This window comes from Cerasicoccus maritimus (assembly GCA_031296935.1).
Classification (GTDB): Bacteria; Verrucomicrobiota; Verrucomicrobiia; order Opitutales; family Cerasicoccaceae; genus Cerasicoccus; species Cerasicoccus maritimus.
On the sequence record JAVDPD010000015.1, the window covers coordinates 1 to 25,110 of the forward strand.

General features: G+C 56.8%; 17 protein-coding genes. 5 read left to right on the forward strand and 12 right to left on the reverse strand.

Annotated elements, in window-relative coordinates; translation table 11 throughout:
* Positions 1–327 precede the first annotated feature (327 nt).
* Together RBB62_RS10925 and RBB62_RS10930 are read left to right on the forward strand one after the other, a co-directional pair.
* Complete coding sequence (locus RBB62_RS10925) at positions 328–1,320, forward strand: AraC family transcriptional regulator (RefSeq protein WP_309398868.1); 993 nt, start codon at positions 328–330, stop codon at positions 1,318–1,320.
* A 108-nt stretch (positions 1,321–1,428) separates the two neighbouring features.
* A complete protein-coding gene (locus RBB62_RS10930) occupies positions 1,429–7,098 on the forward strand; it encodes an Ig-like domain-containing protein (RefSeq protein ID WP_309398869.1) in 5,670 nt (1,889 codons plus the stop codon).
* A 41-nt stretch (positions 7,099–7,139) separates the two neighbouring features.
* On the opposite strand, the gene RBB62_RS10935 is transcribed toward RBB62_RS10930, so the two are convergent.
* The 7 genes from RBB62_RS10935 to RBB62_RS10965 form a co-directional block, all read right to left on the reverse strand.
* Positions 7,140–7,883 (reverse strand): winged helix-turn-helix transcriptional regulator, encoded by a 744-nt coding sequence (locus RBB62_RS10935; RefSeq protein ID WP_309398870.1) that lies wholly within the window; start codon positions 7,881–7,883, stop codon positions 7,140–7,142.
* Positions 7,883–9,400, reverse strand: coding sequence for a sulfatase family protein (locus RBB62_RS10940; protein ID WP_309398873.1), 1,518 nt, complete (start codon positions 9,398–9,400; stop codon positions 7,883–7,885). Before RBB62_RS10940 ends, RBB62_RS10935 begins: the two co-directional genes overlap by 1 nt.
* 126 nt (positions 9,401–9,526) lie before the next feature.
* The gene (locus tag RBB62_RS10945) at positions 9,527–10,759 is read right to left on the reverse strand and encodes an aminotransferase class III-fold pyridoxal phosphate-dependent enzyme (protein ID WP_309398874.1); all 1,233 of its coding nucleotides are present in this window, start codon (positions 10,757–10,759) and stop codon (positions 9,527–9,529) included.
* A complete protein-coding gene (locus tag RBB62_RS10950; RefSeq protein WP_309398875.1) occupies positions 10,756–11,544 on the reverse strand; it encodes a hypothetical protein in 789 nt (262 codons plus the stop codon). The genes RBB62_RS10945 and RBB62_RS10950 overlap by 4 nt, the downstream gene beginning before the upstream one ends.
* A 15-nt stretch (positions 11,545–11,559) precedes the next feature.
* Complete coding sequence (locus RBB62_RS10955) at positions 11,560–12,009, reverse strand: hypothetical protein (RefSeq protein WP_309398877.1); 450 nt, start codon at positions 12,007–12,009, stop codon at positions 11,560–11,562.
* A gap of 37 nt (positions 12,010–12,046) precedes the next feature.
* The gene (locus tag RBB62_RS10960) at positions 12,047–13,195 is read right to left on the reverse strand and encodes a glycosyltransferase (protein WP_309398878.1); all 1,149 of its coding nucleotides are present in this window, start codon (positions 13,193–13,195) and stop codon (positions 12,047–12,049) included.
* The gene (locus RBB62_RS10965; RefSeq protein ID WP_309398879.1) at positions 13,192–13,800 is read right to left on the reverse strand and encodes an SET domain-containing protein; all 609 of its coding nucleotides are present in this window, start codon (positions 13,798–13,800) and stop codon (positions 13,192–13,194) included. Before RBB62_RS10965 ends, RBB62_RS10960 begins: the two co-directional genes overlap by 4 nt.
* A 333-nt stretch (positions 13,801–14,133) precedes the next feature.
* Between RBB62_RS10965 and RBB62_RS10970 the strand changes: the two genes are divergently transcribed.
* Positions 14,134–14,739 carry an acyl carrier protein phosphodiesterase gene (locus RBB62_RS10970; protein ID WP_309398881.1) on the forward strand — a complete coding sequence of 202 codons (606 nt, stop codon included), beginning with the start codon at positions 14,134–14,136 and terminating at the stop codon, positions 14,737–14,739.
* Between the two features lie 69 nt (positions 14,740–14,808).
* Positions 14,809–15,483: a PEP-CTERM sorting domain-containing protein gene (locus RBB62_RS10975; protein ID WP_309398883.1), complete on the forward strand. Its 675-nt coding sequence runs from the start codon at positions 14,809–14,811 to the stop codon at positions 15,481–15,483.
* Positions 15,484–15,568: 85 nt separating this feature from the next.
* On the opposite strand, the gene RBB62_RS10980 is transcribed toward RBB62_RS10975, so the two are convergent.
* From RBB62_RS10980 to RBB62_RS11000, 5 genes are all read right to left on the reverse strand, one after another.
* Positions 15,569–16,180, reverse strand: a complete 612-nt coding sequence (locus tag RBB62_RS10980) for a DJ-1/PfpI family protein (protein WP_309398884.1) — start codon at positions 16,178–16,180, stop codon at positions 15,569–15,571.
* 2 nt (positions 16,181–16,182) lie between these two features.
* The gene (locus RBB62_RS10985) at positions 16,183–16,560 is read right to left on the reverse strand and encodes a VOC family protein (protein ID WP_309398885.1); all 378 of its coding nucleotides are present in this window, start codon (positions 16,558–16,560) and stop codon (positions 16,183–16,185) included.
* Between the two features lie 31 nt (positions 16,561–16,591).
* Positions 16,592–17,974: a magnesium transporter gene (gene mgtE / locus RBB62_RS10990; RefSeq protein ID WP_309398886.1), complete on the reverse strand. Its 1,383-nt coding sequence runs from the start codon at positions 17,972–17,974 to the stop codon at positions 16,592–16,594.
* Between the two features lie 363 nt (positions 17,975–18,337).
* Complete coding sequence (locus RBB62_RS10995; RefSeq protein WP_309398888.1) at positions 18,338–20,809, reverse strand: FAD-dependent oxidoreductase; 2,472 nt, start codon at positions 20,807–20,809, stop codon at positions 18,338–18,340.
* 26 nt (positions 20,810–20,835) lie between these two features.
* On the reverse strand, positions 20,836–21,162 hold the full coding sequence (locus tag RBB62_RS11000) for an ArsR/SmtB family transcription factor (protein ID WP_309398889.1): 327 nt from the start codon (positions 21,160–21,162) through the stop codon (positions 20,836–20,838).
* A gap of 1,247 nt (positions 21,163–22,409) precedes the next feature.
* Between RBB62_RS11000 and RBB62_RS11005 the strand changes: the two genes are divergently transcribed.
* Complete coding sequence (locus RBB62_RS11005; RefSeq protein ID WP_309398890.1) at positions 22,410–25,070, forward strand: tetratricopeptide repeat protein; 2,661 nt, start codon at positions 22,410–22,412, stop codon at positions 25,068–25,070.
* Positions 25,071–25,110: the final 40 nt, after the last annotated feature.

Consider the following 25,110-nt stretch of genomic DNA (forward strand, 5'->3'; position numbering starts at 1 on the left):
GTCGTTCTTGCATTAGGACCAGACTGATAATCCATGGTCTATCACACAACTGTCAGATTGCCTCGTAACTACTTCAGTTCACGGGTTGAGCAGATTTTTGTCTCGATCAATCCTTGGGTGCCAGGCGAGGAGTTGGAAAATTTTCTTCGCTTTCGGAGGCGGGTAGATCGATGCTTCGACCGATGTTTTTTACCTTTGATATAACTTTGCATTGCAAAGTTATATCTGTTGAAGGATGGGCAGCATGATGGCAGACTTCTTCTGCTTAATCTGCACGCGTAGCAAACCAGCGTTGACCTGGTTCCTGAAATTATAAGGCTGGAATGCGTGGACCAGCAGCCCACATTTAAATTTGATTTTCAGCGGATTACTCATGCAGAGGAATTCACTCAGCCAACTTTTTTTATCACGCAGGAGGTGACGCAGTTGGCGCCTGGTCCTGCCCTGACATCATTGGAAACTTTAATGATGCCAGAACTGATTTTTACGAGAGTACAACAATTCACTCTCATGCGTACGCAGCAGCATTTCAAAGGCAGCGGCATACACCTCATTGTTCCCTATGACGTTGATCACATTGCGTTCAAATGGTGTTCTAATGTCGGCGCGCCTGGAGAAATTGCAATTGGTCCACAGCTCGGTGATTTTGAAATGCTTTCTCCTCCGGGTGGGAAAGGATACTTCATTCATCTTTCGCAAGCCTTAGCTGGCGAAATGAATTGGCTTGTCTCGGATAAATACTGGTTTCGGCCGCACCCAGATTCATTGCAGGCGCTTTTGAGCTGTTGTCACGCCTTAGCTAATGCATTGCCAACTGCTGACCAACTGATTGATCCGCTCTTCCCACTCTTGCAGCGTAATCGCTTGCTCGCACATTTAAAAGAAGTGCTCGATGCGCACTTTGCCATGCAGTTGGAACAGCGGTCTCCCGTTAACGCCACTGCCAGCCGCTACAATCAAATTTTAAAAGAAGCGATCGCTTTATCCGATTATTATGAAGAGCGGGGGGAAGCTTTGACGGTAAGCCAATTGGCTGATTCCGTTGGAGTTACGCCGCGCACCATCAATCGGGCATTTCAGTTTTGGGCCGGACTTTCGGCAGAGCGTTTTTTTCTGTGCAAACGCCTGAATCGGGTTCGCCAGCAACTAACACAGAGCCGACTTGGGAGGGGGCGCATCACCCGCGCATTTAGCGATCATGGGTTTACGCATCTATCCCGCGCGAGTCAGTTTTACAGTGAGCTGTTTGGTGAGCTGCCCAGGGAAACACGGTACCGTGACCTCGATGCGTTGAGACGGTTAAACGTTAATTTTCTCTGAATATCTACAGCGTGTCCGAATTCGGATATTCTGTCTTCATAATACGGCGTATAGTTTAGGCGTAGGCATGCGTGAGGTCGTTTAGTAACTAACTGAACTTCCCATGCCATGCAGTGTGAAACCAATCTTCGTATTATGTCGATTACTATACTCAATCTATCCCTGTATTCTTTGCGCCGCCAGTGGTTCGCCTTTGTTCTCGAAGTTATACTCTCCAATGCTGTGGGTAGGCCTTGCATCAAAAGGCTGAGTGCTCTGTTCGGTTTATTGTTGGTCACTCAGGCAACTGCTTGGGCTGGAGAAAACGAAAACCTCGACTTGGGGGCGCCGGATTATCCTGATGTGTCGGTTCAACTATCACCTGATTTTGCGAAGGCGCATCCGATCTATAGCCATAACATGCGCAATGGAGAGGCCTATTTGCAGTCGGCAGGCAGCCACGATTTGACGCCACAGCAGTGGGCGGATCTTGTGCCGGAACAGGTCCCAAGTATGACCTCGGATTGTCCAAATTGTGGTAATCATGATTGGCAATTTGATTTCAATGATCCGGATCACATTACCTGTGCCCACTGCTCCGAACAATTTCCGGACAATGACTCTTTCCCAGAGCAGACGAAGGTCTTGCAAACGCCTTGGGGAACCGAAACGGCAATTCAATATTATGAGGATAGCGAAGGAAATGTTTACTACCTTCGCGGGCAATTGGATACTTGCCGCTTTGAAACGATGCAGAAGGGATACCTCGATCTGGCCCGTGCTTGGTTTCAAAACAAGGATACTGACCCAGAAAAAGCCGCCTACTACGCTGAGCGCGTACAAGCTGTGCTGCTTGAATACGCCAAGGTGTATCCGACGTATCTGCCAGTCGACGAATATAATCGCATCTACTACGACACCGGCGCCCCAGGAGTTTTGGATGGGCAGGAAGTCGAAGATTGGCGACCCGCATATCCACATACGGGTTCCTTGTGGGTGCGTTGGCCGTGGACAGGCTCAATTCCCAGTGACCTCGCGTATGTTTACGATATTTGCTATGCCTCTCCGGGCATGGACGACACGGTTCCGGGTTGGGGCCAGACGCTGCGTGAGTTGATCGAGGACCGCATCTTTGATACTGCAGTTGACTATGTGCAGGCTTATGAATGGACGTTTCATATCCGCGGCAACACTCAGTCGCACTTTCGCAAGGTGGCTGAATTGGCGGCGATATGCGGGCGCCCGGATTATGCACGGTATGTTCGTGATGTGATCGCGTATTCTGAAAGCATGTATGACCTTGGCTGGGATGCTGTTTCAACACAGGGGCCATGGTATCATCGCCTTTGGATGAGTAACCCGGTTTGGGCTTCCTATGCCTTGGCGCATTACAGCGACCCGGTCGGCTATGTGGATGAGGATGGTGTGCGGCTTGATTATTTCGATCCACGCACATCGCCCAATATGCAAAGGTTGAATTGGAATTGGCGTTCACTGATTCTCCCGGATGGCAATGATCTGCCTTGGCACGATGCTGCTGATATCCTCGATGGGCCGTATTTGCACGGATTGATTGGAGAAACCCAAACTCGAATCTTACCAGGACTGGGGCAAGTGGTGCTGGCAGATGGTGCTGGTGACGAGCAGGTCGAGGCTCATTTGCACTGGTCGGGTGGCAATAATCACGCCCATATGGACATGCTGAATCTGTATCTCTGGGGGCACGGACGCGAATTGTTTGGCGACCGGCTTTCTAAAAGCAGTGCGCAGCATTCTTTGGTTTATGTCGATGGTAACGCAGCCTACCGCAACGATCTCTCCCACGACAATCGGGGCAATCTGGAATGGTATACACCCAACTTCAGGGGAATATCCATCACGCGGACGGATGGACTTCCCGGTATGCAACATGATAACGGGTCGACTCGGGCTAATCGCTATCGCCGCACCATTGCGCTTAACACTATGGACCTGGCACATCCTTATGTGCTGGACGTTTTTGAGGTAGCCGGTGGCAGTACGCATGATTACCGCCTGGTTGGGTCGGCTCATGAAGTTCAGTCTTTCTCAACTAATTTCAACTTGCAAAATGATGCCGACATTCAATCACTCGGCTTAAGCGAGACCGTATCAGGGCCGCTCGATAAAAGTGGCTACGTGGAGCTGTCTTTTGACAGTGATCCCAGCGTTGGAACGCGTAGTCATTTCTTTCAGGATGAATCAACCGAACTCATCATTGCGCGTGGCGAGGCGCTGTTTGGTGGAGCCTCGGGAAACTCTGCCCAAATCGTTCTTCGTCGCGAAGATTCGGCGGGCAATTTGGAATCTACTTTCGTTGCGGTTCATGAGTTAAAGAATGGCGCATCGTCGATCCAGTCAGTTGAGCAGGAATGGCTTGGCGCCAATACACTTGGCGTGACCATTACAACCACGAGTGGACGGTCCGACTATTATCTGCTATCGTTCAGTGGACAGGCCGAAATGTCATACGGTCCGGTGAGCGCGAATGCCCAATGCGCAATGGCCAGCATTCATGGAGACAATACGGATCTTTGGATGGTTGGCGGTGTTTCCGTATCCGCCAACGGGAAAACACTCACCAGTTCGGTGGCAGAGTTTACGGGAGCGGTTTCGAGCCCCACCCGCCGTCAGGATGGTGACAGCCAAGACAGCTTTCTTACCGATGCAGGGTTGCCTGTCGGTGAGGAATTAGCCGGAGAAGTTGCTCTGTTGGAATTCTGTGATGTATCCGGCAATGTCATTTTTGTCAATGGGTTCACGGTGTTGAACGTGGTGCAAGAAGGCGCCGAGCAGCGAGTCGTGGTTAAGGAGGATGTCGCCTTCACGATCGATGGTGATACCGTAATTGAAGGCTATAAGAATTGGCGTGAAGCGCACCATATCAATCTACGCATGGCTAACAGCGTTTCTTCGATTCCCACGCCAAAACTGTTGGGCGACGATCTTTTCTTCCCTTTGGAATTCACTCCTGAAATCGCACTGACCAATGGTGGCGATTTTGAGTGGATGACTAATGGGGATTCAGGCAATACGCAGATTTCTGTTGATGGCGGCGCCTTTGCTGCCGCGACAGCTACCAGCACCTATTTGGCGCCGAGTAACCTTGCCTCGACGGTCCGCATTACCGAGGAAAATGCGGATGGCGTTTATCCGTCGGTAATCAATGAATACCAGGTTTTTTCCATGTTCCCGGCGCAGTCCGTTGCGGTGTCATTGCGTGAGGGAATATGGATCAGCGAATACCAGGGGGTTGATCATCCGGGGCTCAGTGGGGTCGTTTCTGAATCTGATGATTGGGGGACACCTGCGACTCTGCGAAACGTAGCGCAGCTATCCAATCCATTGACGGCGAACACCTATAGTGCAATGAAAGCCGAGGGCTATCTCGACATCCCCACTACTGGACTCTACACGTTTTATTTCCACTGCGGAGGAGGTCGCTTATGGATTGACGACACCTTGGTGGTCGACTCTGCGCGTGTTAAAGACAGTCACTTATACATTCCGCTGAAGCTCTACCTGGAGCAGGGGTTGCACAAGCTGGATACCGAAACCTTCGAGGGCTATGATACCAACGAACTCTCCTTGGATTGGGAAGGTCCGGGCATCGAAAGGGAAACGATTTCAGCAGAATATTTTAGGTCCGCAGTTGATCCAAATAATCCGGATAACCCAGTGACGCACAGCCTGAGTGTAACGCATAACGCCAATGGTTCGGTACTTCCCGCGAATGCTGTCGAGCTTGCGGAAGGGGCGAGCCAGACTTTTACGTTTATGTCAGACTTTGGTTATCAAGTGGCAGATGTCGTGGTGGATGGCGTGAGCGTCGGAGCTGTTGTCGCTTACACTTTCAGTGATGTAACGACGGCGCACTCGATACAAGTTACTTTCGAACCCGCATTCGACCTGCCTGCATCATCTGATTTGTTGGTTAATGGCTCATTCGAGTCAGGCGCGGCTAATTTCAACTTTACTGACAACGCTGGCGATCTGCCTTTGACGCTGGATATGGTTGGGCAATGGATCACGCGCGAGAAGAATGAGGATCGTAACATGGATTTTGCCGACATCAGTTCGAACATCAATGGCCAGGACGGCAGCGTGTCGATGTTATTTCAATCGGCATACCGGCGAGGTTTGGTTCAGGTCGTTGATGTTTCGCAAATGAATCTTTCCGGGCGCGATTTGGTTTTGTCTGTATCATTTGTTGCGCCAGGGCGCGGTGAGCTCGAATCGGACGACATGGCCTGCTATCAGGTTGTTGGCTTCAATGATTTTACTGACCTGACTGTGGACATTGGTGGAAGCTATGGATTCAGTGGTGGCAATTATGACAAGCTGATGTTTAAGCGCCGTATTGCGGATGCCGAACTCTCGGAAAGCACTTACACGGTATTCAGTGAAACCATTAGCGTGCAAAATGATTACAACTACATTGCGGTGCTGGTCGGGGGCTTGGCTGGCTCGAATAACGACGACGCTCAATATGTGGCCGTTGATAATGTCATGCTGGCAATTAAGACGGCCTCGAATACCCCTCCTGTCGCCTATGATGGCTCTGCGTCAGTTGCCGAAGGCGACTCTGTAGTCATTACACTGACCGGTTCAGACCAAGAAAATGATTCACTGACTTACAGTGTTTCATCGGCTCCTTCTCATGGTGAGTTGAGTGGTGCGGCGCCCAATCTGACATACACTCCAAGTGCTGGCTACAGTGGCGCTGACAGCTTTACGTTTACGGTGGATGACGGTCAGGATATTAGTGATCCTGCCACTGTAACGATAGCGGTGATTGCGGCTCCTCAGCCTTCGCTCAATTTATTGGTAAACGGTTCGTTTGAGTCTGGAGCGGCAAACTTCAACTTCACCGGGAACGCCGGGGACTTACCTCTGACTGTGGACATGATTGGGCAATGGCTTACGCGGGAGGTGAATGAGGATAGTAACATGGATCTTGCTGATATTAGCTCGATTGTGAGTGGTCAGGACGGCAGCGTTTCTATGTTGTTTCAATCCACCTCAAAGCGGGGGCTCGTTCAGATTGTTGACGTCACTGCTGTCGATCTATCAGGCAAGGAACTTACCTTTTCCGCTTCCTTTGCGACACCGGGACGTGAGTTACAGAATTTGGATGATGTAGGCTGCTACCAAATTGTTGGCTTCAACAGCTTCACTGATCTGAGCGTGGACATCGGCGGTAGATATGCATTTACCGGTGGCGCCTTTGATGACTTGGTGGCCAAGCGGAGGCTCACCGATGCAGAGCTCTCGGGGAGCGACTACACAGTCTTTCAGGAAACGGTCGCCCTCGTAAATGACTACGATTACATCGCGGTGTTAGTGGGTGGGTTGGCTGGCGCAAAAAACAGCGACTCTCAGTTTGCCGCTGTTGATCACATTCAGCTAAACATCGATGCGGCTACAGAAACGGTAGGGGTCCTCTCTGTAGCCCTCGCAGTGACGGATATTGGTGAGGATACTGATGCGGATAACGATGGTTGGAACGATGCTGATGAAATTGCATTGGGCACGGACCCTCATGATCCGAGTTCTGTTTTTGCGATCACTTCTTGCGTGATGATTCCCGAATCCGGCATGCTTAGAATTGGCTGGCCCAGCGTTTCTGGCGTGCAGTACAGGGTTTGGATTAGTTCGGATTTGATTGACTGGACAGTTGCGCGCGATTGGGAAAATGCTGTTAGTCCACCGGAGGATATACTCGATCTGGAAATGTCGTCTTCCAATCTGTTCTTCAAGGTGGAAGCGGATATTCCGTAAAAGCTTCTTGGGGGATGTCCCGATGCGGTCGTTATAAAAGCTTAAGCCCCTTGCCCGAGCTGGTCCGTTGCCCCGCAAAGCAGTGATTCCAAGGTTGCTTGCTTGGCGAGGCAGGCTTCGATTGTCAGGCAGAAAAAGACCGCGCCGATTTGCGCGCCATGTTTAAAACTACGGGCGATGCGGCAAACGCCCGGGCGCTCTTGTGAGCGATCGATCAAGCAGTCGCTGTCTTGCCGCATGGCATCGAGGTGCGGGCGAAAGGCGGGCTTTGTCGGGAACTTACTCAGTGGTCCCTTGAGGTATGCGTTACGTTCGCTTGCCGGTAATTCGCTGAGCACCGCTATGGCCGCGGCGTGGTCGGGCTCGAAGTGAAGCAGCCCGCCGGGCGGCAATACCGAGATGCCGCCGCTCATGGATTTCGAGTGCAAGGTGGTAATGTGGTCGCCCTCGAGGATCACCACCGCCGCGGATTCATCAGCGCTACTCGTCAGCTGGTCGACTTCTTTTTGCGCAAGCGTGGCGAGGGTGGGGCGCTCGTTATTCAGGTAGCTGCCCCACGCGCGGACTTGTTCGGTGATGCTGTAGCCAATGTCCGCGTCGCGGCTAATGTAGCCATAGGCCTCAAGCGCTTTCAGCGTTCGCGAAAGACTGGAGTCCTGAATGCCCGGCAGATTTGCGCGCAGCTCGGAGTAGCGCACCGCGCCGCCAGCACGAATGATCTGGTTGAGAATGTGGAGACCGCGGTCGAGCGCGGGCAGTGCGTTTTTGGAAACTCCGTCGGACATTAGGCGCCTGAGATGCGTGGCATGCTGATAACTTCTTTTGCCATCTCAGCCTGCATGAAGCGCTGGAGCAACTTCGATTTTATCTCCAGATAACTTGGGTCGTCGAAACGGTTTTCAAACTCGCCGGGATCGTTCTTTAAATCATAGAGCTCGCCGGCTTCGAGGTTGCGGAAAACGGTCAGCTTGTAGTCGGCTTCGATGTAGGTCTTGTTCTCGCAAACGCCGGGCTCGTGGTTGTTTTCCACGATGCACCAATCGCGCAGTTTTTCCTGTTGGCCGGTCCAGACATTGAGTTGGTCGAGGCCGGTCATTTTCTGCGGCTTGCCAATGCCCGCAGCGGACAGAAAGCTGACGGGCAAATCGACCAGGCTTTGCAAGGCATCGGTGCGCGTACCAGCTGGGACGTGTCCCGGCCAGGTCGCGATCATTGGCACTTTGACGCCGTCTTCGTAATGGAAAGGACCCTTGGCGATGAGGTTGTGTTGCCCGTAGTAATGCCCGTGGTCAGTGGTGAAAACGATCAGCGTATTGTCGGTCAAGCCCAGCTCGTCGAGCTTGTCGAGCGTCTTGCCGATGTAGTGATCCATGCACGAAACCATGCCGTAATAGATGGCCATGTCCTTACGCTTGTCGGCCTCGGAGCGAAGGTGACTGCTCACGCCATGCATCCACTGACCCGCGGCAAGTCCATGCTCGGCCAAGACCGGGTTTTCCATCTGCGTGATCTGGTGGAAAATCGTATTCTTGTCGTGCTCGCCCTCGCGACCTTCGGGCAGGGTGAGACTGTCCGGATCATACATGTCGACCCACGGCTTGGGCACGATGTAGGGCGGGTGCGGATCGAAGTAGCTCGACCATACAAAGAACGGCGTATCGCTTGCGGCGAAGTCCTCGATGATCGCGTTTGTGCGCTCGCTTATCCACGTGTTGTAATGAAATTCTTCCGGAATGTTCCACTCGCCATACTGTTCGCCGGAGGTGCCGGTCGGCTTTTGGTAACACTTGCGCCAGTCGGTGAAACCCTTCTCTTCCATCCAAATCGCGTAGTGCTGGCCCACGTGCGCTTCGTCGGCGTGGTTGCGCGCGAGCTCGAAACGATCAAATCCGTAGAACGGCCCTTGGTAGTTTTTCCAAAACTCAAGGTCCTGCAAAATAGGATAAGATTCCAACGACGGGTATTCTTCGGTCGATTTGAGTGGCTGGAAATGGGCCTTGCCGATGAGCGCGGTTTGGTAACCCGCGTCGTGCCATGAGTCGTTCATCGTCGGCACCGACTCGTCGAGCTTGGTGCCCAGCGTGTGAGCGCCGTGTTGGCTCGGATACATGCCGGTCAGGATGCTGGCACGCGTCGGTGTGCAAGTCGGATTGGGGCAATACGCCCGGTCGAAAATCAGGCCGCGTGCGGCGAGTCGATCCAAGTTCGGCGTCTTAATTTCCGGGTTGTTGTAGCCCATGGTCATCCAATGTTGTTGGTCACTGGTGATCAAGAGAATGTTGGGGCGCGGGTTTGTTTGCATGGTTTCAATAACGAAAGTTAATAACGAAAACGCAAGCATAACCGTAAAATGCATATCAAGGCGAACAGAACGGTGGTTGAGTTCCAGCGCCAGTGGCGCAAGACTCCGGTGCAGCGGCACGCTGCCTTAGGCCCACGTTTCCACGCACGCGGCGAGCGCGTCGTCGGCGATTTGCAACGCGGCGTCGATGTCGGCGTTGGTGTGGGCGGCGCAGAGGAACCAATTGTGGTGCGGGTGCAGGAAGGCACCGCGCTTCATGGCCTCGGCGCACCATTGCTGCTGCCGCACGAAGTTCGTTTCTTCGGTGAGGCGGTAGAAGGGGACCGCTGGCGGGCCGCTGGGGCGGATTTCGTGCCCGTGCTTTTCTCCGATTTTCACCAGGCCGTCAGCGAGGCGTTGGCCGGTTTGTTGGAGTTGAGCAATGACGCCGTCGCGCTCGATGATCTCCAGCGTTTTGAGGGCGGCGGCCATCGGAACCGCGCTGTTCCAATAGCTGCCGGTCAGGAAGACTTTGCTCGCGGCGACGCGGAGTTGCTCGGCGCCGAGTGCGGCGGAAATCGGGTAGCCATTGCCCAGGGCTTTGCAGAAGCAAACAATGTCCGGCGTGTAGCCAAACTCCGCGTGACTGCCGCCGATGTTCAAGCGGAAGCCGCCGCGAATGTCGTCGCTGATCAGCACGATGCCTTCTGCGCGGCAAATCTTTTCCAGGCCGGCAAAAAAGCCATCGGCACCGAATGCGCTATCGGCAAACACCGGGTGATGCCACGGGCTGACAATCAGCGCGGCAATCTGCCCTTTGTATTTATCGACGAGCCCCTCGAACGCGGTCAGGTCGTTGAAGGCAAAACTATGAATGTGCTCGCGGTCTTCGTCGATCAGACCGCCATGACCCGGCGTGCACCAAGGATCAACGCCGTGGTAGGAGCTCTTGAAGCGGATGATCTTCTTGCGCTTGGTGTGCTCGCGCGCGACTTGGATTGCCCACGTAGTCACGTCGCCGCCGTTCTTGGCCAGCACGCCCCAGTCGGCAAAGTCGACCAGCGAAACCAGCTTTTCCACGAGCTCCACGAAGCGTTCGGTGGGGTGGTTAAAACAGTTGCCGAGTTCGCGTTGCTTGGCGGCGGCCTCGTCGACTTCCGGGTGATTATAGCCGAGGATGATCGGCCCGTAGCCGCACATGAAATCGATGTATTCATGGCCGTCCACATCCCAGTAGCGGCAGCCGTCGGCCTTGGCCGCGTAGTAGGGGCTGGCGCCGGGCAGGCAGGCCGCGGGGCTCATGTGACCATAGATGCCGCCTGGCGCGACCTTCGATGCGCGCTCAAACAAAGACAGGGATTTTTCGTAATGCGAACTCATGACTTTGGCGGATCGATGAAGCCCTGCACGCGTTCCATCAGGGCGTTGAGGTGGTCGGCCAAGGGCGCGAGGCCAACGATTTTAATGTCGCCGCGGCCGACGGCGGCCATCGAATCGAGGCGGTTGAGCACGGCGTTGGCGGCGATGGTGGAGTCCTTGAAAATCACGCGGACGGCGGGCTCGGTCGGTGGTTCCCCAGTGCCGCTTTTTAAGGCACCGCTCACAAAGTTGATCCAGCGCGGTGTGCCGCTTTCGCCAAGTTGGAAGGCGGCGAGGCCCTGCGGTCCGCTGGCCAGCCATTCGCGGCTCTTTCGCTCTGCAACGCAAAGTTGGCAGGTCGCGCGCAGCGCCAGGCCGATCGACATTGGCGCAAAGACTTGGCGGAAGTTTTCATCGGCCAGTTGTTCGTCGCTGGGCTTGAGCCACGACTCCATCTCTTTGGTCAGTGCGATGAAGGTCTTCATCTTGCCGAGCGCGCTGAAGCCTTTGAGCGGAAGCGGGGGCAGGGCGGGCTTTTCAAAAAACGTTGCTGCGGCTTGGCCGTCGCTGAGGAACATCAGCTCGATGCCCGTTTGCGAATCACCCGCAATGTATTCGCAGCCAGTCGTCTTAAAGAAGTAACTCGCGCGCAACCCCGAGCGCGTGCGGAAGCAGAGCGAGAAGCCGTTGTCTTTGAGCAGCGTCTGTGCTTTCGGCGACGCCTTGATCACATCGTCCAATGTCGGAAACACCGCGTGCAAAAACAGGCGGGCTTGGAGATGCTTCAGGGCAACGACGGACTTCATGATCGCAGTTTCAATTTAAGCGGAAGGGAATTCAATACCGAGGTAGCTTAGCGCCGCAATTACCAAGATGACGAAAATGAGAGCTGCCGCCACTAGGATAGAAATCTGAACTACTGCAGCCCCAACGCCTAGACACATGGCTGCGGCTGCAATCGCTCGCTGTTCCTTGCGAATCAGCGATGCCAGTCCGAAGCCTGCGGCAATTAGACCAGCTGCGATGATTGCGTCGATGACGATTGCTGAAGGCAGGGGTTCTGTAGGTTCGGCATGATACTCCACACCCTTGGCTTTAGATTCGGCGGCCTCTTTCAACTTGATGGCGAAATCGACCACGTTTTCTTCGAGGGGCTTTGTCGGTGGGCCAATCGCAGCCGCAATCTCTGGTGAGTAAAACGCTGCGACCAGCGCAATAAAACCGAGTATGCAGCCGATGATGCCCAGCAGGTTGTTTTTGTTGCGTTTCATTGGTTTGTGTTGACCGATGCGATTGAAGCGTATCGATCTAGGCCAGCGACGCCAGTCTTTTCAAAATGTCGAGCGGGTGCTGTTGCGGGCGGACGAGGACCATCTTGGCCTTGGTGTCGGCGAGCTGCTCGGGGTTGTCGAGGAGCGGCTTGACCAGCTTGGGGAGCTGGCCGGCGCGGTTCATGACGAGGTCGATGCCGTGGGCGCGCATGAACTTTACCGTGATCCACTCCTGCGGCATGATGCCGCCGAGGCCGTTGAAAATGATCGGACAGCCGGCGAGAATGCTTTCGCTCGTGGTGCCGGTGCCGGGGCGCGCGACGACCGCTGAGGCGCATTGCAGCAGCTTGAACATTTCGGTGAAGTAGGGCAGCGGCTTGATCCTGATTTCCGGGTTCGCGATGCCCCACACGTTGAGCGCGTCGAGCGCGACTTCGTTGCGGCCACAGAGCGCGACGACCTGTGGGCAGACCTTGGCGCGGGCCAATCCGTCGAGCAGGTCGAGGTGATTGTTGGCGCTGTTGGCGCCGGTCGCGAGCACGAGAATGAACTGGTCGGGATCGAGCCCGAGCGTGTCGGTGATCCACTGGCGTTTGGCTTCGGGCGAGAGCGGGTCGACCCAGAAGCCGGGGTTGAGCATGAAGCCGCCGACGTGGTTTTTATCCGCGGCCATGCCGAGGTGCGCGGCCCAGTCGCAGGTCTCCTGCACGGCGCCGATAAAGCCGTCGCTCGCGGGGTTGACCCAGTGCTTGCTGAAGCCGTAGCCGCCGAACAGCTCGCCGCAGTAGGTGAGGCACTTGACCTTGTCCGCGCCGAGGACCTCCTTGGCCAGCGCGAAGAAGCCGTGGTTCAGGTGCGCGTGCGTGCTGACGATGACGTCCGGCCGAACGCGCAGGAGCTCTTCGGCAAAGCGCTCGCGGCCCTTGATCGCGGAGGCCTTGCGGTGCATCGCGGCGAGCTCGAGGAAATTGAAATACCCGTGGTGCAGCCAGGGCGCGTGGAGCTGGATCCAGTTGTAGGTTTCGACGCCAAACTTGTAGAGGCCGTCGAGGCTCTCAAGTGTCTGGAAAACTTCGACTTGGATGCCGAGGCTGGCGGCGGAAGGATGCTCGGCCCAGGCCTTGAGCGAACGCGCGCGCATGTCGTGACCGCCGCCGGTGCTCGATGTCAGCACCAGGAGCTTCACGACTGCTTCTTTTTCTTTTTAGCGGCTTTGGCCTGCTTGTCGGTCTTGGCTTTCTTGGCGGACTTCTTCTTTTTGGCCGCCTGCTTTTTCTTCTTCGCCTTTTCGGCGGCCTTGGCCTTTTTCTTTTTCAGAATCTTCTTCAGCTTCGGGCGATCGCACTTGGCCACGATGTAGCCGACGCACTTTTCGCTGCCGCAGCGGCAGGGGTGGTCGAGGAAGCACTCGATGCTGTAGCCGTAGTCGAAGGACAGCTCGTCGTCCTTCTTGATGTCCTGCTTGGCGTAGATGAAAATGCGGTCCTCTTCGTTGATGGCCTCGCAGTTTTCCTCGCAACTGTGGTTGATGTATTTGGCGGGGTTGTTGTCGGTGTTGCCGTCGAGGTCGTATTCCTCATTGAGGTCAAAAATGTAAACGAGCCCTTCGCCGGACTTGCGGGCCTTGGCGTCCCACTCGAGGCAGCGCTTTTCGGACTCGGCCTTCGGCACGAGCTCACCGACGTATTCGATGATCTTCTCGCCTTCCTTGATGTCGACCCGCGCAAACATCCCCTGATTGTGAATTGAGGAGCCGCGCAGTTCCCAGACCGGTTTCTTTTTCTTTGCCATAGTTGCCAGTATCGCGCGCATTGAAGCCGCTGCGGCCCCATTTAACAAGCGCAAATCCCAGCATCCTGCTGGACCGGAGGATTTGCCCATTGGGCAAATGGGCGGGGCGTATGTTTCTTGAGCAGAAGGCAGCGGAGGGTGGAAAGGCGGTAGGACGGTGAAGTTCAGAATTTTAACCGATTCACGCTAATCTTAAATAAATGTCTTGCTGGCTTTGCTCTCTTTGCTGCCTTCTGTTCGAAAATACTTTCGGTGGTTTCCTGTTTTGGCATCGGAGATATTTTTTAATGCAGCCACAAAACGGCCGATAACTTGCTTAGGTAAAATTATTAGATGAACTGGCTCGCGCACGTAACACTCTCGCCGCCAAATTGCGAAATGCAGCTTGGTAATTTGCTGGCCGATCTGCTCAAGGGCCGCAAGTGGCCGGAGATGAGCGACGATCTAAGCGCGGGGATCAAACTCCACTACCGCATCGACCACTACACGGACTCACACGAACTGTGGAAGCGCAGTTGCCGTCGCCTCTCGGAGCGCGGTTACTTGCGCGGGGTGGTGATCGACGTGGTGTATGACCACTTTCTGACGAAGCATTGGATGAACTTTGCAACGCAAAGCATGCGTGACTTTCTGGATGACTTCTACGTCGAAACTGAGCAACACACCGAGGGATTGCCGGACGATGCGCGTGCCTTTGTGGAGTCGTTGGTGGAGAGTGATCGGCTCGGGCGTTACGGCGACCCAAAGTCCATCCACCTCGCGATGGCGCGCATTGACGAGCGCCTTTCCGAGCGCATTCGCCGCCGTGAAACCATGACTCAATACATCCCGCTCTTGGTCGATGCTTACGACGGCATCGAAGAAGATTTCCTGGAGTTTTTTCCGCAGCTCATGGCGCACGCGAACGCTGCGGAGGAGCCCAAGGCTATGTTTTGTTGATGATTCAGTATATCCCTTGGGGCTTATTGCTTGTCATTGGTTTCAGATTTGTGTAGGTGGTTATTGTTAATGAAGAAACTGCTTACTACTATTGCTCTTCTGTCATTGGCCGGTGGTCTGAAGGCTGGCATCGAGATTCGCGTTGATTACGGCTCCACATTGTCCAGCGGAAACTGGAACAATGTCACGACTAGTCTAACCGATTTCGCTATGGTCGACTACAATACTGGCTTGGCTACTGGAATCCTGGCCGGCAGCGGTGGCACGCCTGCTAGCGCCGGTGGCTCCTTCGCGAAGGATTGGGTAACGACGGAGGCAAGCGGAGATTTATTTTTTACCACGCAGCATGTTGCCAATATCGCTTACTTTAAAGATGTGACACCTGGCGTTTATACCTTGGAAGTGCTCCTATCCGCTAATTTTGCGGATGACCAATACGGCGCTACCTTCACGATCAACGGCCAAGCTCCAAGCCGCACGGTGGAAGGGACTCCGGTTCCCTCCGAAGATTGGAACTTTAAGACCGATGGTTTCGCGCCGCAGAATTGGCTTATCTGGGACGATATTTCTCCGGATTTGAATGATCAGTTTATCGTCCGTAGCACAAAAGAACCGCTGACCTTTAACTCAACGGGCATCAATGCAGTGCTAATGACCACAGTGGTTCCCGAGCCGACCACCTATGCCTTGTTGGTGGGGGCTTCCTTGCTAACACTGGTTGCTGTCCGTCGTCGGAAGCGGTAGCGCTTACTAGAGATAACATGAAGTTGCCGGGTTGAGCAAGTGCTGGACCCGGCAACTTCATGTTATCTCTAGCGTTTAAAATTCGTTACACCAGCCCCGCGAGTTTGGCGAATGGATCGTTGCCGGGGGCTTCGTTCCAGGTGTATTCAGCGTAGCGGGCGGCTTCGCGGGCGGCGTCGAGGTCCATGATTTCGGCAATCAGCGCGAGGGCCATATCCATACCTGCGGTGACGCCGGCGCTGGTTAAGGTATTGCCGTCGGCGACCCAACGCGCTTCCGCGATCCACTCGGTCTCGGGGCCTTGCGATGTAGCCCAGGCGTAGGCGAGTTTGTTGGTGGTCGCGCGCTTGCCGTTGAGTAGGCCAGCTTTCGCGAGCAACCCCGCGCCCGTGCAAACCGAGCACACGTATTGCGCGTTGTCGGCGAGGGTGCGAAGAGCGGCAAGGAATGCCTCGTTGTTCACTTCGCGGCGGGTGCCTTGGCCGCCAGGAACGATGAGGATGTCGACGTGTGTCGTGAGGTCGGTGTCGGCAACGGCGGTTGGGCCTTGAGCACTTTGGATCGGGCCAACGCATTCGCCGAGCATGACGATTTTAAACTGCTCCGGGTAGCGGCCAAAAAATTCCAGCGGCCCAAAAACGTCGAGTATCTCGAAGCCTTCGAAGAGGACCATACCGATGGTGAGTGGCGCGCTCATCGTTACTCGGTGACCCATTGTTGGAAGACCAGGCAGACGCGGTCCTCGCCGTGGCCGACGGCGAATTCCCATGCGTTCCAGGGGCGCAGTTCCGGGCCGTTGGGAAAGCGCGGGTGAAGGATTTTTTTGTCCGGATCTTTCGCGAGGAGCTCTTGCCAGATGGCCTGGATATCATCCGTTTCGATGCGAAAGAGCGGTGCCGGATTCTTGGCGTATTCCGCCTCGTCAATGGCCAGGTGAAACTTGACGCCGTCGCGTTGCACGACGCATAGGCCGGGCTCTTCATGGAGTATATTAAAGCCCATGAAGTCGACAAAGAAGGCCTTCGCTGGGTTGAGGTCGGTGTAAAAAATGCCGGGGGTAACGCTGTTAAATTTCATGATGGGTGTGTGGTTACTTTGTGTTGCAGAGTTAAAGTAGTATCCAACTGCCGAGACCGAGGAAGACCGCGAAGCCGACGATATCCGTGGATGCGGTGAGGAACATTTGGCTGCTCTGCGCAGGGTCGAGCTTCATCTTGCGCAGCGTGATGGGGATCAACGCGCCGGCGAGCCCGGCATAAGTCATCGAGATAATCATCGCGGCCAGGATAACGCCCGCTACATCCCAATGCCCGGCCAGGATGCCCACGGCGAACGCCGCAGTGATGCCGACCAGGATGCCACTGAGCCCGGCTTTGGCGGCTTCGCGGAGGAGCACTTTGCGCGCGTCCTGGTCTTCGAAATCGCCGAGCGCCAGGGTGCGGATCACGATGGCCAGCGTTTGGCCGCCGGCGTTGCCGCCGAGACTGGCGACGATGGGCATGCACACGGCGAGGATCGTCATGTGGCTGATCTGGTCTTGAAACATTGAGATCACGCCGCCGGCGAAAAACGCGCTGAGCAAGTTAACAAACAGCCAGGGGCTGCGGCGTTTGACGCTCTCCGTGATCGCGTCGCTGAGGGCTTCGTCGCCACCCGCGCCGAGGGCCTTTTGAAAGTCTTCCGTGGCCTCCTGCTGAATAATGTCGATGATGTCGTCGTCCGTGACGATGCCCAGCAGCTGGTTGTCATCGTCCACCACGGGCAGCGCGTGGAAGTTGTGCTGCGCCATGATCAGGGTGACTTCTTCCTGGTCGGTCAGCACGTTGAGCACGCCGCGGACCTCGGTCTTCATGATGTCGCCGATAATCTCGTTGGTCTTGGCCATCACGAGGTCGCGCATCGACACAATGCCCTCCAGGTGGTTCTCCGCATCGACCACATAAACGTAGTAAATATGCTCCAGCTCGTCGTCGAGCGTGTGGAGGTGGTCAACGGCCTGACGCACGGTCCACTCCTTGGTCACCGTGGCGACGTCGGTCGTCATGATGCCGCCCGCGGAGTCCTCCGGGTAGCTAATCAGCGTGCGGACGGTTTCCGCGGTCTCGGGGTCGACGTCCTTGAGGAGGCGGTCCTGATTGACCTCCTCCATGTCGGCAACGATGTCCGCCGAGTCATCCGGGTCGAGGGCCTCGAGGACTTTCACCGCACGGGACTGGCGCATCGCCTCGATGACCTCCGCCGCGTGCTCGCTGTCCATTTCGGAGAGCACGTCCGCCACGCCCTCAATGTTGAGCAGGCGCAGGACGACGCGTCGGTCGTCGACGGGCAGGCGGGTCAGCAAGCGGCCAACCGTATAAGGCGAGGTTCGGGCGAGCTTCTCCTTTTCCAGTGCGTTGAGCGTATTGGCCTCGGCGAACTGCAAAAGCTCGTCCAACGAATACTCATCGGGCGATACCGGGCTCTCGGGAAAAGGCATGTCAGTCTGGCTCATAACGTCGACTCCGGCCTAACACCATGTCGGCCCATTTCACAACTTCAAGCCAACATCCCGGCAGCGTGCCGCTGCACCCAAAGATTTTGCTCCGCCATCTCCGCAAGCTTCGTCACATTGTGAAAATGGGCTTATTAGGACGTTTAGTGGATGCGGTAACGTGTGGTGGCGATGAAAGGGCTGGCCAAAAGGTGGCGCGGATCGTCTCGATCCGCAGTTTCAGTCTGTTGGCCAGCAAGTCGATGTGTGGATCGAGACGATCCGCGCCACCTTTGGGTCACAAAAAACGCCCCAACCGGCTGGCTGAGGCGTATTGTTGGCATTTGCGCAATGCGCAAATCCTTGGGTGCAGCGGCACGCTGCCTAAATAAACAAGTTCGTGCCGGTGTCGCTGGAGGCGCCGAGGAATTCGGCTACGCCGCCGAGTTCGACGCCGTCGATCAACTCTTCTTCGCGGATGCCCATAGCGTCCATCGACATCGTGCAGGCAACCAGGCGGACGCCGTTTTTGACGGCTTCCTGCATTAGCCCGGGCAGATTGGGCAGATTTTTGTCGGCCATACGTTGCTTCATCATCGCGGTGCCCATGCCGGCCATGTGCATCTGCGAGAGCGGGAGCTTGTTAGGTCCTTGCGGGAGCATCCAGCCGAACATTTTGTCCATGAAGGTCTTCTCCGGAATTGCAGGTGCCTGGTCCTTACGGAGAACATTCAGGCCCCAGAAGGTGAAGAAGATCGTGGCCTCGCCGCCCATTGCGACCGCTCCATTGGCGATGATAAAGGTGGCCATCGCCTTGTCCAGATCCCCAGAGAAGCAGACCAGCGTTGCGCCCTTGCGGGTGTTGCTGACCGGCGCGCCGCTGCTGGTGGGGGCCGGGGCATTGCTCAGGGCGACGCGGCCCACGACCAGGCCCTTTTCCTTGATCACATCGAGGCACTCGTAGCCGTTGGCGCGGCAGAAGGCCGGCAGGTCTTTCTTAAAGCCGGCGTCGGACGCCGTGACCTCCAGCACCTGGCCGGGCTGGAGCGCGGCGACAGCGTCTTTGACCTTGAGGATCGGCCCCGGGCAGGCGAGGCCGCAGGCGTCGAGTTTGATCGTTTCGAGGTTTTCGGCAAGTGGGTGGGCCATGATTTGGGCGGGTGATTGCGTTGAAGGTGTGAGGGTGGATTCGTTCGTTTGCAAAGATGGTTCGACCCGGCGTCCGCCGACGTGGGCGTAGGTCTCGAAACCATTCTGGGCCAGGATGCGGGCCGCGAAATAGCTCATCTTGCCAAGCGCGCACATGGTCACCACGGGCTTGCCTTTATCGAGCTCGCTCAGGCGGGTGCGCAGGCCGTTGAACGGGATGTTCAGCGAGCCGGGGATCGGCTGCAGCTCGACCATTTCCTTCGGGCGCACGTCGATGAGCTGCGCACCTTCGGGGGCTTCAGCCAGGGTGAAAACGGGCTTTACGAGCTCGTCGCTAAAGTTATTGGCCGAGAAGGCGGCGGTGTTGAGCACATCCTTGGCCGAGCCGAAGGGCGGCGCGTAGGCGAGCTCCAGGTGCTCGAGGTCTTCGACGCCGAGCTTGCCCTTAATCGCGGTGGCGAGCACGTCGAGGCGCTTGTCCACGCCGTCCGCGCCAAAGGCCTGGCCGCCGAGGATCTTGCCCGTGGCTTTGTCCCACAGCAGCTTGACGGTTACGTGGGTCGCGCCGGGGAAATAGCCCGCGTGGTTGTAGTCGGTAACGATGGTTTTGCCGTAATCGACGCCCAGTTGCTGGAGGCGCTTTTCGGTGTGGCCGGTGACACCCGCCGTGACGTCGAACACGCGGACAATGGCCGTGCCGATCGAGCCCGGGTAGGGGCGGGCGCTGTCGCCGGAGAACATGTGGTCCGCTGCCGCGCGGCCCTGGCGGTTAGCCGGGCCACCGAGCGGAATCGCGGCGGGGCCGCCGAGAATGGGGTCCACGGTTTCGCAGACGTCGCCAATCGCGTAGATGTCCGGGTCGTTCGTTTGCAGGTGGGCATTGGCCTTGATGTGGCCGCGGGTGCCGAGCTCGAGGCCCGCATCCTTGGCCAAGCCGCTTTCCGGGCGCACGCCGATGGACAAAATGATGAGGTCGGTCTCGACAGCCTGGCCGGACTTGAGCTTGGCCGACACGGCGTTGCCGGCGGCTTTGAATGACTCCACGGCATCGCCGAGCACGAGGTTCACGCCGTTGTCGCGCAGCTCGGCCTGGACGGCTTGGACCATTTCGGGGTCCATTTGCGGCAGCACTTGCTCCTGTAATTCGACGAGGGTGACGCTCTTTTTAATATGAATGAGCTGCTCGGCCATTTCGAGGCCAATGAAGCCGGCGCCGATGATCAGCACGCGCTGGGCGGAGCTGGCGGCGGCCTTGATGCGGTCCATGTCCTGCAGGTTGCGCAGGGTGAGGACTTGCGGTAGCTCGATGCCGGGCAGCGGCGGGCGCAGCGGCGAGGCACCGGGCGAGAGGACGAGTTTGTCGTAGGTCAGGTCTTCCTCGGTGCCAGACTTCAGGTCCTTGATCTTCAGCGTCTTGGCGTCGCGGTCGATGGACACGGCCTCGGTCAAGTTGCGCACGTTCAGCTTGAGCATCGCGGTGAGCGATTGCGGGGTTTGGACGGCGAGCTTGGAGCGGTCCTGTATTTCGCCGCCGATGTGGTAGGGTAGGCCGCAATTGGCGAAGGACACGTCGGGCCCCCGCTCAATGACGGTGATTTCGGCGTCTTCGCTGAGGCGACGGGCGCGGGCGGCGGCAGATGCGCCACCGGCAACGCCACCAACGATGACGATGCGTTGCGGTGAAGTGAGTGAGGTTTGGGTGCTCATAGTGCTTGTTCGGATTTTTAGATTGGTTAGATGCCTGCGCCATCAGCCACGGTGCCGAGGGTGCATTGGAACGAGTGGCAAAAGTGCTTAATGTTCTCACAGTTAATGGAATAGCGGATCGAGTTGCCGTGGTTCTCGGCGAGCAGCAGGCCGCCTTCGCGCAGCGCCTTGAGGTGCTGGGAAACGGTAGGCTGGGCCAGGGGGAGGGCTTCCACGAGCTCGCCGCAGGTCCGGTCGCCATGCTCCTTCAGGAGGGTAATGATCGCGATGCGCGCCGGATGGGCGAGGCACTTGGCGAAGTCCGCCAGCGCAATTTGCTCGCGGGTAAAGATGTTGGATTTAGAGAATGCCATGATTGTATATCGTAAATATACGATAATAGTTAAGTTTTGCACGTAAACCTTTCAAAAAAATGCGCGGGATGTGATTTTTCGGCGAAAGCCGGTGGTGGGGCGTGTTGGTTTGGCGGAAGGCAACGCTTTGTCGTTGCAGTAGTTGGTTGGTTTGGTGGGAGGGCCTTTTCTGCGTGTGTAAGTCGTTGAACCCCAACGCAGATTAATAGTGAGAGCTACTCACTAATAAAATGCTCGTGCGTTCACTTTTTTGTTGGCGGAAAATGGCGTTTGATCTAGTGTTTAATTGATCACTTATTCGGCGGTCTGCGTTGCCTCACTGCCGGAACGCGAAGCTTCAGCGAGTGTTTATGCTGCCCCTCAGTGTCGCACACATCAAACGCAGCACTCGCTAAAGCTTCGCGCTCCAACCACTTCAATTCCCACTTCATCTTCTCCCCGCCTCACCCCTTTCCCCGCCTCACCAACACATCACTTTTTCGCCATGCACTCTTCTCCCATCAATTTCGCCTTTGCCGCATTGCGGCAAACTCTGGATCCAACCGCAGGTTGGGAGGTATCCCAGTCGACGCCATGCGGGGGCATTCGCTCCGCGAGGGTTGTTCGCGTCGCGTAAACGGGCCCATTCGCTGACTGCCTTGGTGACAGCAAGCAGTTAACCGACGCCCAATGTTTGCGCGAACCGCACTTCGCCCGACGGACTATGCCAGCCTGCCCAGCGCAGCGTCGACGTGTGAGCTGTCGTTGATCGACGCTCCAGCCGGTGGCCCCTGAGCCGCCTGCGCCCCACCTGCGCCTCGTTTCCGGCGAGCGGGCGGGTAGCCCAGTGTTCTTTGAAAACGGAAAAACAGTTTTTACCCCCCCCTTGCGAGGAGAACGATTACAGGAAAAGGGAAGAAGTAGCCGTGCGCGAATTTGCGATATGGAGTGCGCCAGCCCTCTGGCGCTTTTAGCATTTTGCGCGAGCGGAAAAGGTTCGTATCCGCTGCGTTCCATGCCAAAGCGCCAGAGGACTGGCGCACTCCATAAAGTGGCTGGCGTCTCGGTGGGATTTCAGGCCCGGCCAAAAATGACCGAGCCTGCTTTTTCCTTTAAACTTTTTCCTTTAATCTTCTAAGCGCTGAGCCCGAACCCGATCTCATCGAACTTTTAGCTGCTTTACGGGGTTGGTGAAGTAAGTTGCTCACGATTCGGAATGCATTTGCCATTGGTTGGCGGGGGCGTTCATTGTTGCGTGGCAAATTTATATGGCTGGACTGATTCGCAGATTATCCCTCCGTCAGGGTAGGGTGGCTGTCGCCTTGTTGTTACTTTCGGCGGCGGGTCTTTTCGCGCAGGATGAGTCCGAGCCCAAAGCCGTAGCAGTGGCGGAGCCGACATCGCTCAGCGCAATGCCGGTGCAGATGATTTCCGACTGGCCGGAATGGCGCCTGAAGATTTTGGCGGGAGACGACGCCTTGCAGCTTGGTTTACCGGGGTTAGCCGAAGGCTTTTATCGCGGGGTGTTGAGCACGAATCCAGACTTGAATGAGGAGGCCAAGGCTTTGCTGAGGGTAAAGCTCGCTTCGGCTTTGATTGCCCAACGGCGTTTTGCTGAGGCCAAAGAGATGCTTCCTCCGGCGCAAGGTGCCATCGCACAAGCCGTTCGGTTGCGTCAGGCGATTTTGGCCTATCATGATGGGGAATTGATGCGTGCCGCTAGCCTGCTCTCGCGCATTGCGCCCAGTGACCTTAGCCTGGCCGACCAGCCGTGGTATTACCTGCTGATCGGCATGGAGGCGCGTGCGCGGGGAGACCAGACTGCGAGTGCGGTGGCTTTGGAAGAGGCCCTGGAGCGTTCGGTGTCGCCCGCCCAGCAAGCGCAGATTGAAGCCGTGAGGCTTAAGGGCGTCGTCATGGCTGGAGAGGACGATTTGGAGGCGCTCAAAGAGCTTGAGAGGCGCGTTGCTGACTCTAGGGGCACGCGCGCGGGTTTTGACTTTGCGCGTCAGATGGCCGTGGTGCTGGACCGTCTGAATCGGAAAGATGAGGCCATCGCCGTGCTGCGCGACCAGATGGGCATGATCACGGATCGGGAAAAGGCGGAAGCTGGCCAGATGTTGCTTTTGATCGGCCTGATCTCGGGGCGCGACTCCGCACGTGGTCAATTGGCATTCCGCGAAATTTTGGGCGGCAAGGGCGAAGTGGATACGCAGCGCCTGGCCTTGTATTTATTGGCCGCATCGGCCACTCAGCCAGGCGACACGCGTGAGGCATTTCGCAAGTCTTTGGACGAGTTGGTGGCGCAGCCGGGTCACCCGCTTCGCGATGAGCTCCTGATGATGCGCGGTCGCTTGCGTTTGGAGAGCGGCGACGCCGCGGGCGCCGAAGCCGATGTGCGTGAATTGATTGAAGGCTACCCGGCCTCGCCTTTGGTGGACGAGGCGCTGTGGCTCCGCGCCTACATTGCCTGGAAAGACGGTCGCTACCGCAGCGCCGCAGAGGCCCTGGGGCAGATTCGCGACAAGATGCCCGCTGGCCCGGCCCGCGTGCGCATCGGTGAGCAGATCGGTGACGTGCTGTTCCTTAAAGGTGACTACGCTGCCGCGGCCGACATGTATTCTGGCGTGCTCAGCGAGAAGCAGGTGTCGCTCTTTGAGAACATGCTCTTTTATCAGGCAGTGCTCGCCAACACGCTGGCAAAGCGTTGGGACAACGCTCGCGCGCTGCTCGATGCGCCGAATGATTGCCCTCCGGACATTCGCTGGCGCGCAGAATGGATTTTGCTTGATGGCCTGCGAGCCGATGGGCAAGCGCAAGCCGCGCGCGACCGCCTGAGTCGTCTGATGGCAAGCAATCCGCTGCCAATTGACCAGGATTTGCGCTGGCGGGTGGAGTGGCTAAGCGCCCGTCTGGCCTACGATACTGGCGCTTCGGAAGAAGCCGCTCAGGAAGCGCGCGTGCTGGCGAGCGAGGTCGAGCGTGCCTTGGCGGAGGAAGAGGGTTGGCCGGTCATTGGCCCGGAAATCGTCAGCCACCTGCGTTTGCTGGAAGGGCAGGCCTTGATCCGCTCTGGCCAACCAGAGGAGGGGCTGGCAATGCTCGCCAAGCTTCGCGAGGATTTCCCCGGCAGCGACCCGGCAATTCTTTCTATATTGGAAGAGGCGCGCTATTTCGCGGGCAAGTTCAGCGACGCCGAGGCCCAACGCCGTCTGCGTGAGCTGGCTGACCGCTACCGCGACAGCCCCCATGCTCCGGCTGCACTTTACGAAGCCGCGATTCTGGCGGACCGCCAGGGCTTGGAGTCGACCCGCCGCGAGGCGATCACGATTCTCAATGACCTGATCACGCGCTACCCGAATCATCCGCTGGTCTTCCGCGCTCGTCTGCTGCAAGGCAACATTGCCCGGCAGTTGGGCGATTTTGGCGACGCGCGTCTGGTCTATGAAACCGTGTTGCGCGACTTCGCCGACCACCCGGAGATTTACCTGGCCCAACTTTATCGCGCCAACACGCTGCTGGCGCGCTCAGGCAATGACCCGGCGCTGCTCGACGCCGCGCAAAACGGCTTGGAAGGCTTAGATAAGCCGAGTGTGCCGATTGATGTCCGCGTCGAAGCCGGCTACACGCTGAGCCGCATTCAGCTGCAATTAAACAACCCGCAGCGCGCCGCCGAAACGCTGTGGCTCGTCATTTCTCGCTACCTGCGCGACCCCGCCGCCGCCGCCGAGCTCGGCGCCAATGGCAAGTATTGGATGTCCCGCTGCCTGCTTGAGCTGGGCGACATTCAGGAGCGCGCGGGGAACGTGGAGGATGCGCGCGAGGTTTACTCACTGATCGGCAAATACGGTCTGCCGGGTAAAAACCTGGCCTCCGCCCGCCGCGAAAAACTCCGTCAACTCGCCGCCGCCGCGCCGGCGCAAAATTGAAGTTGGTCTTTTAATCTTAGCCTGATCAAATCGAATTCCT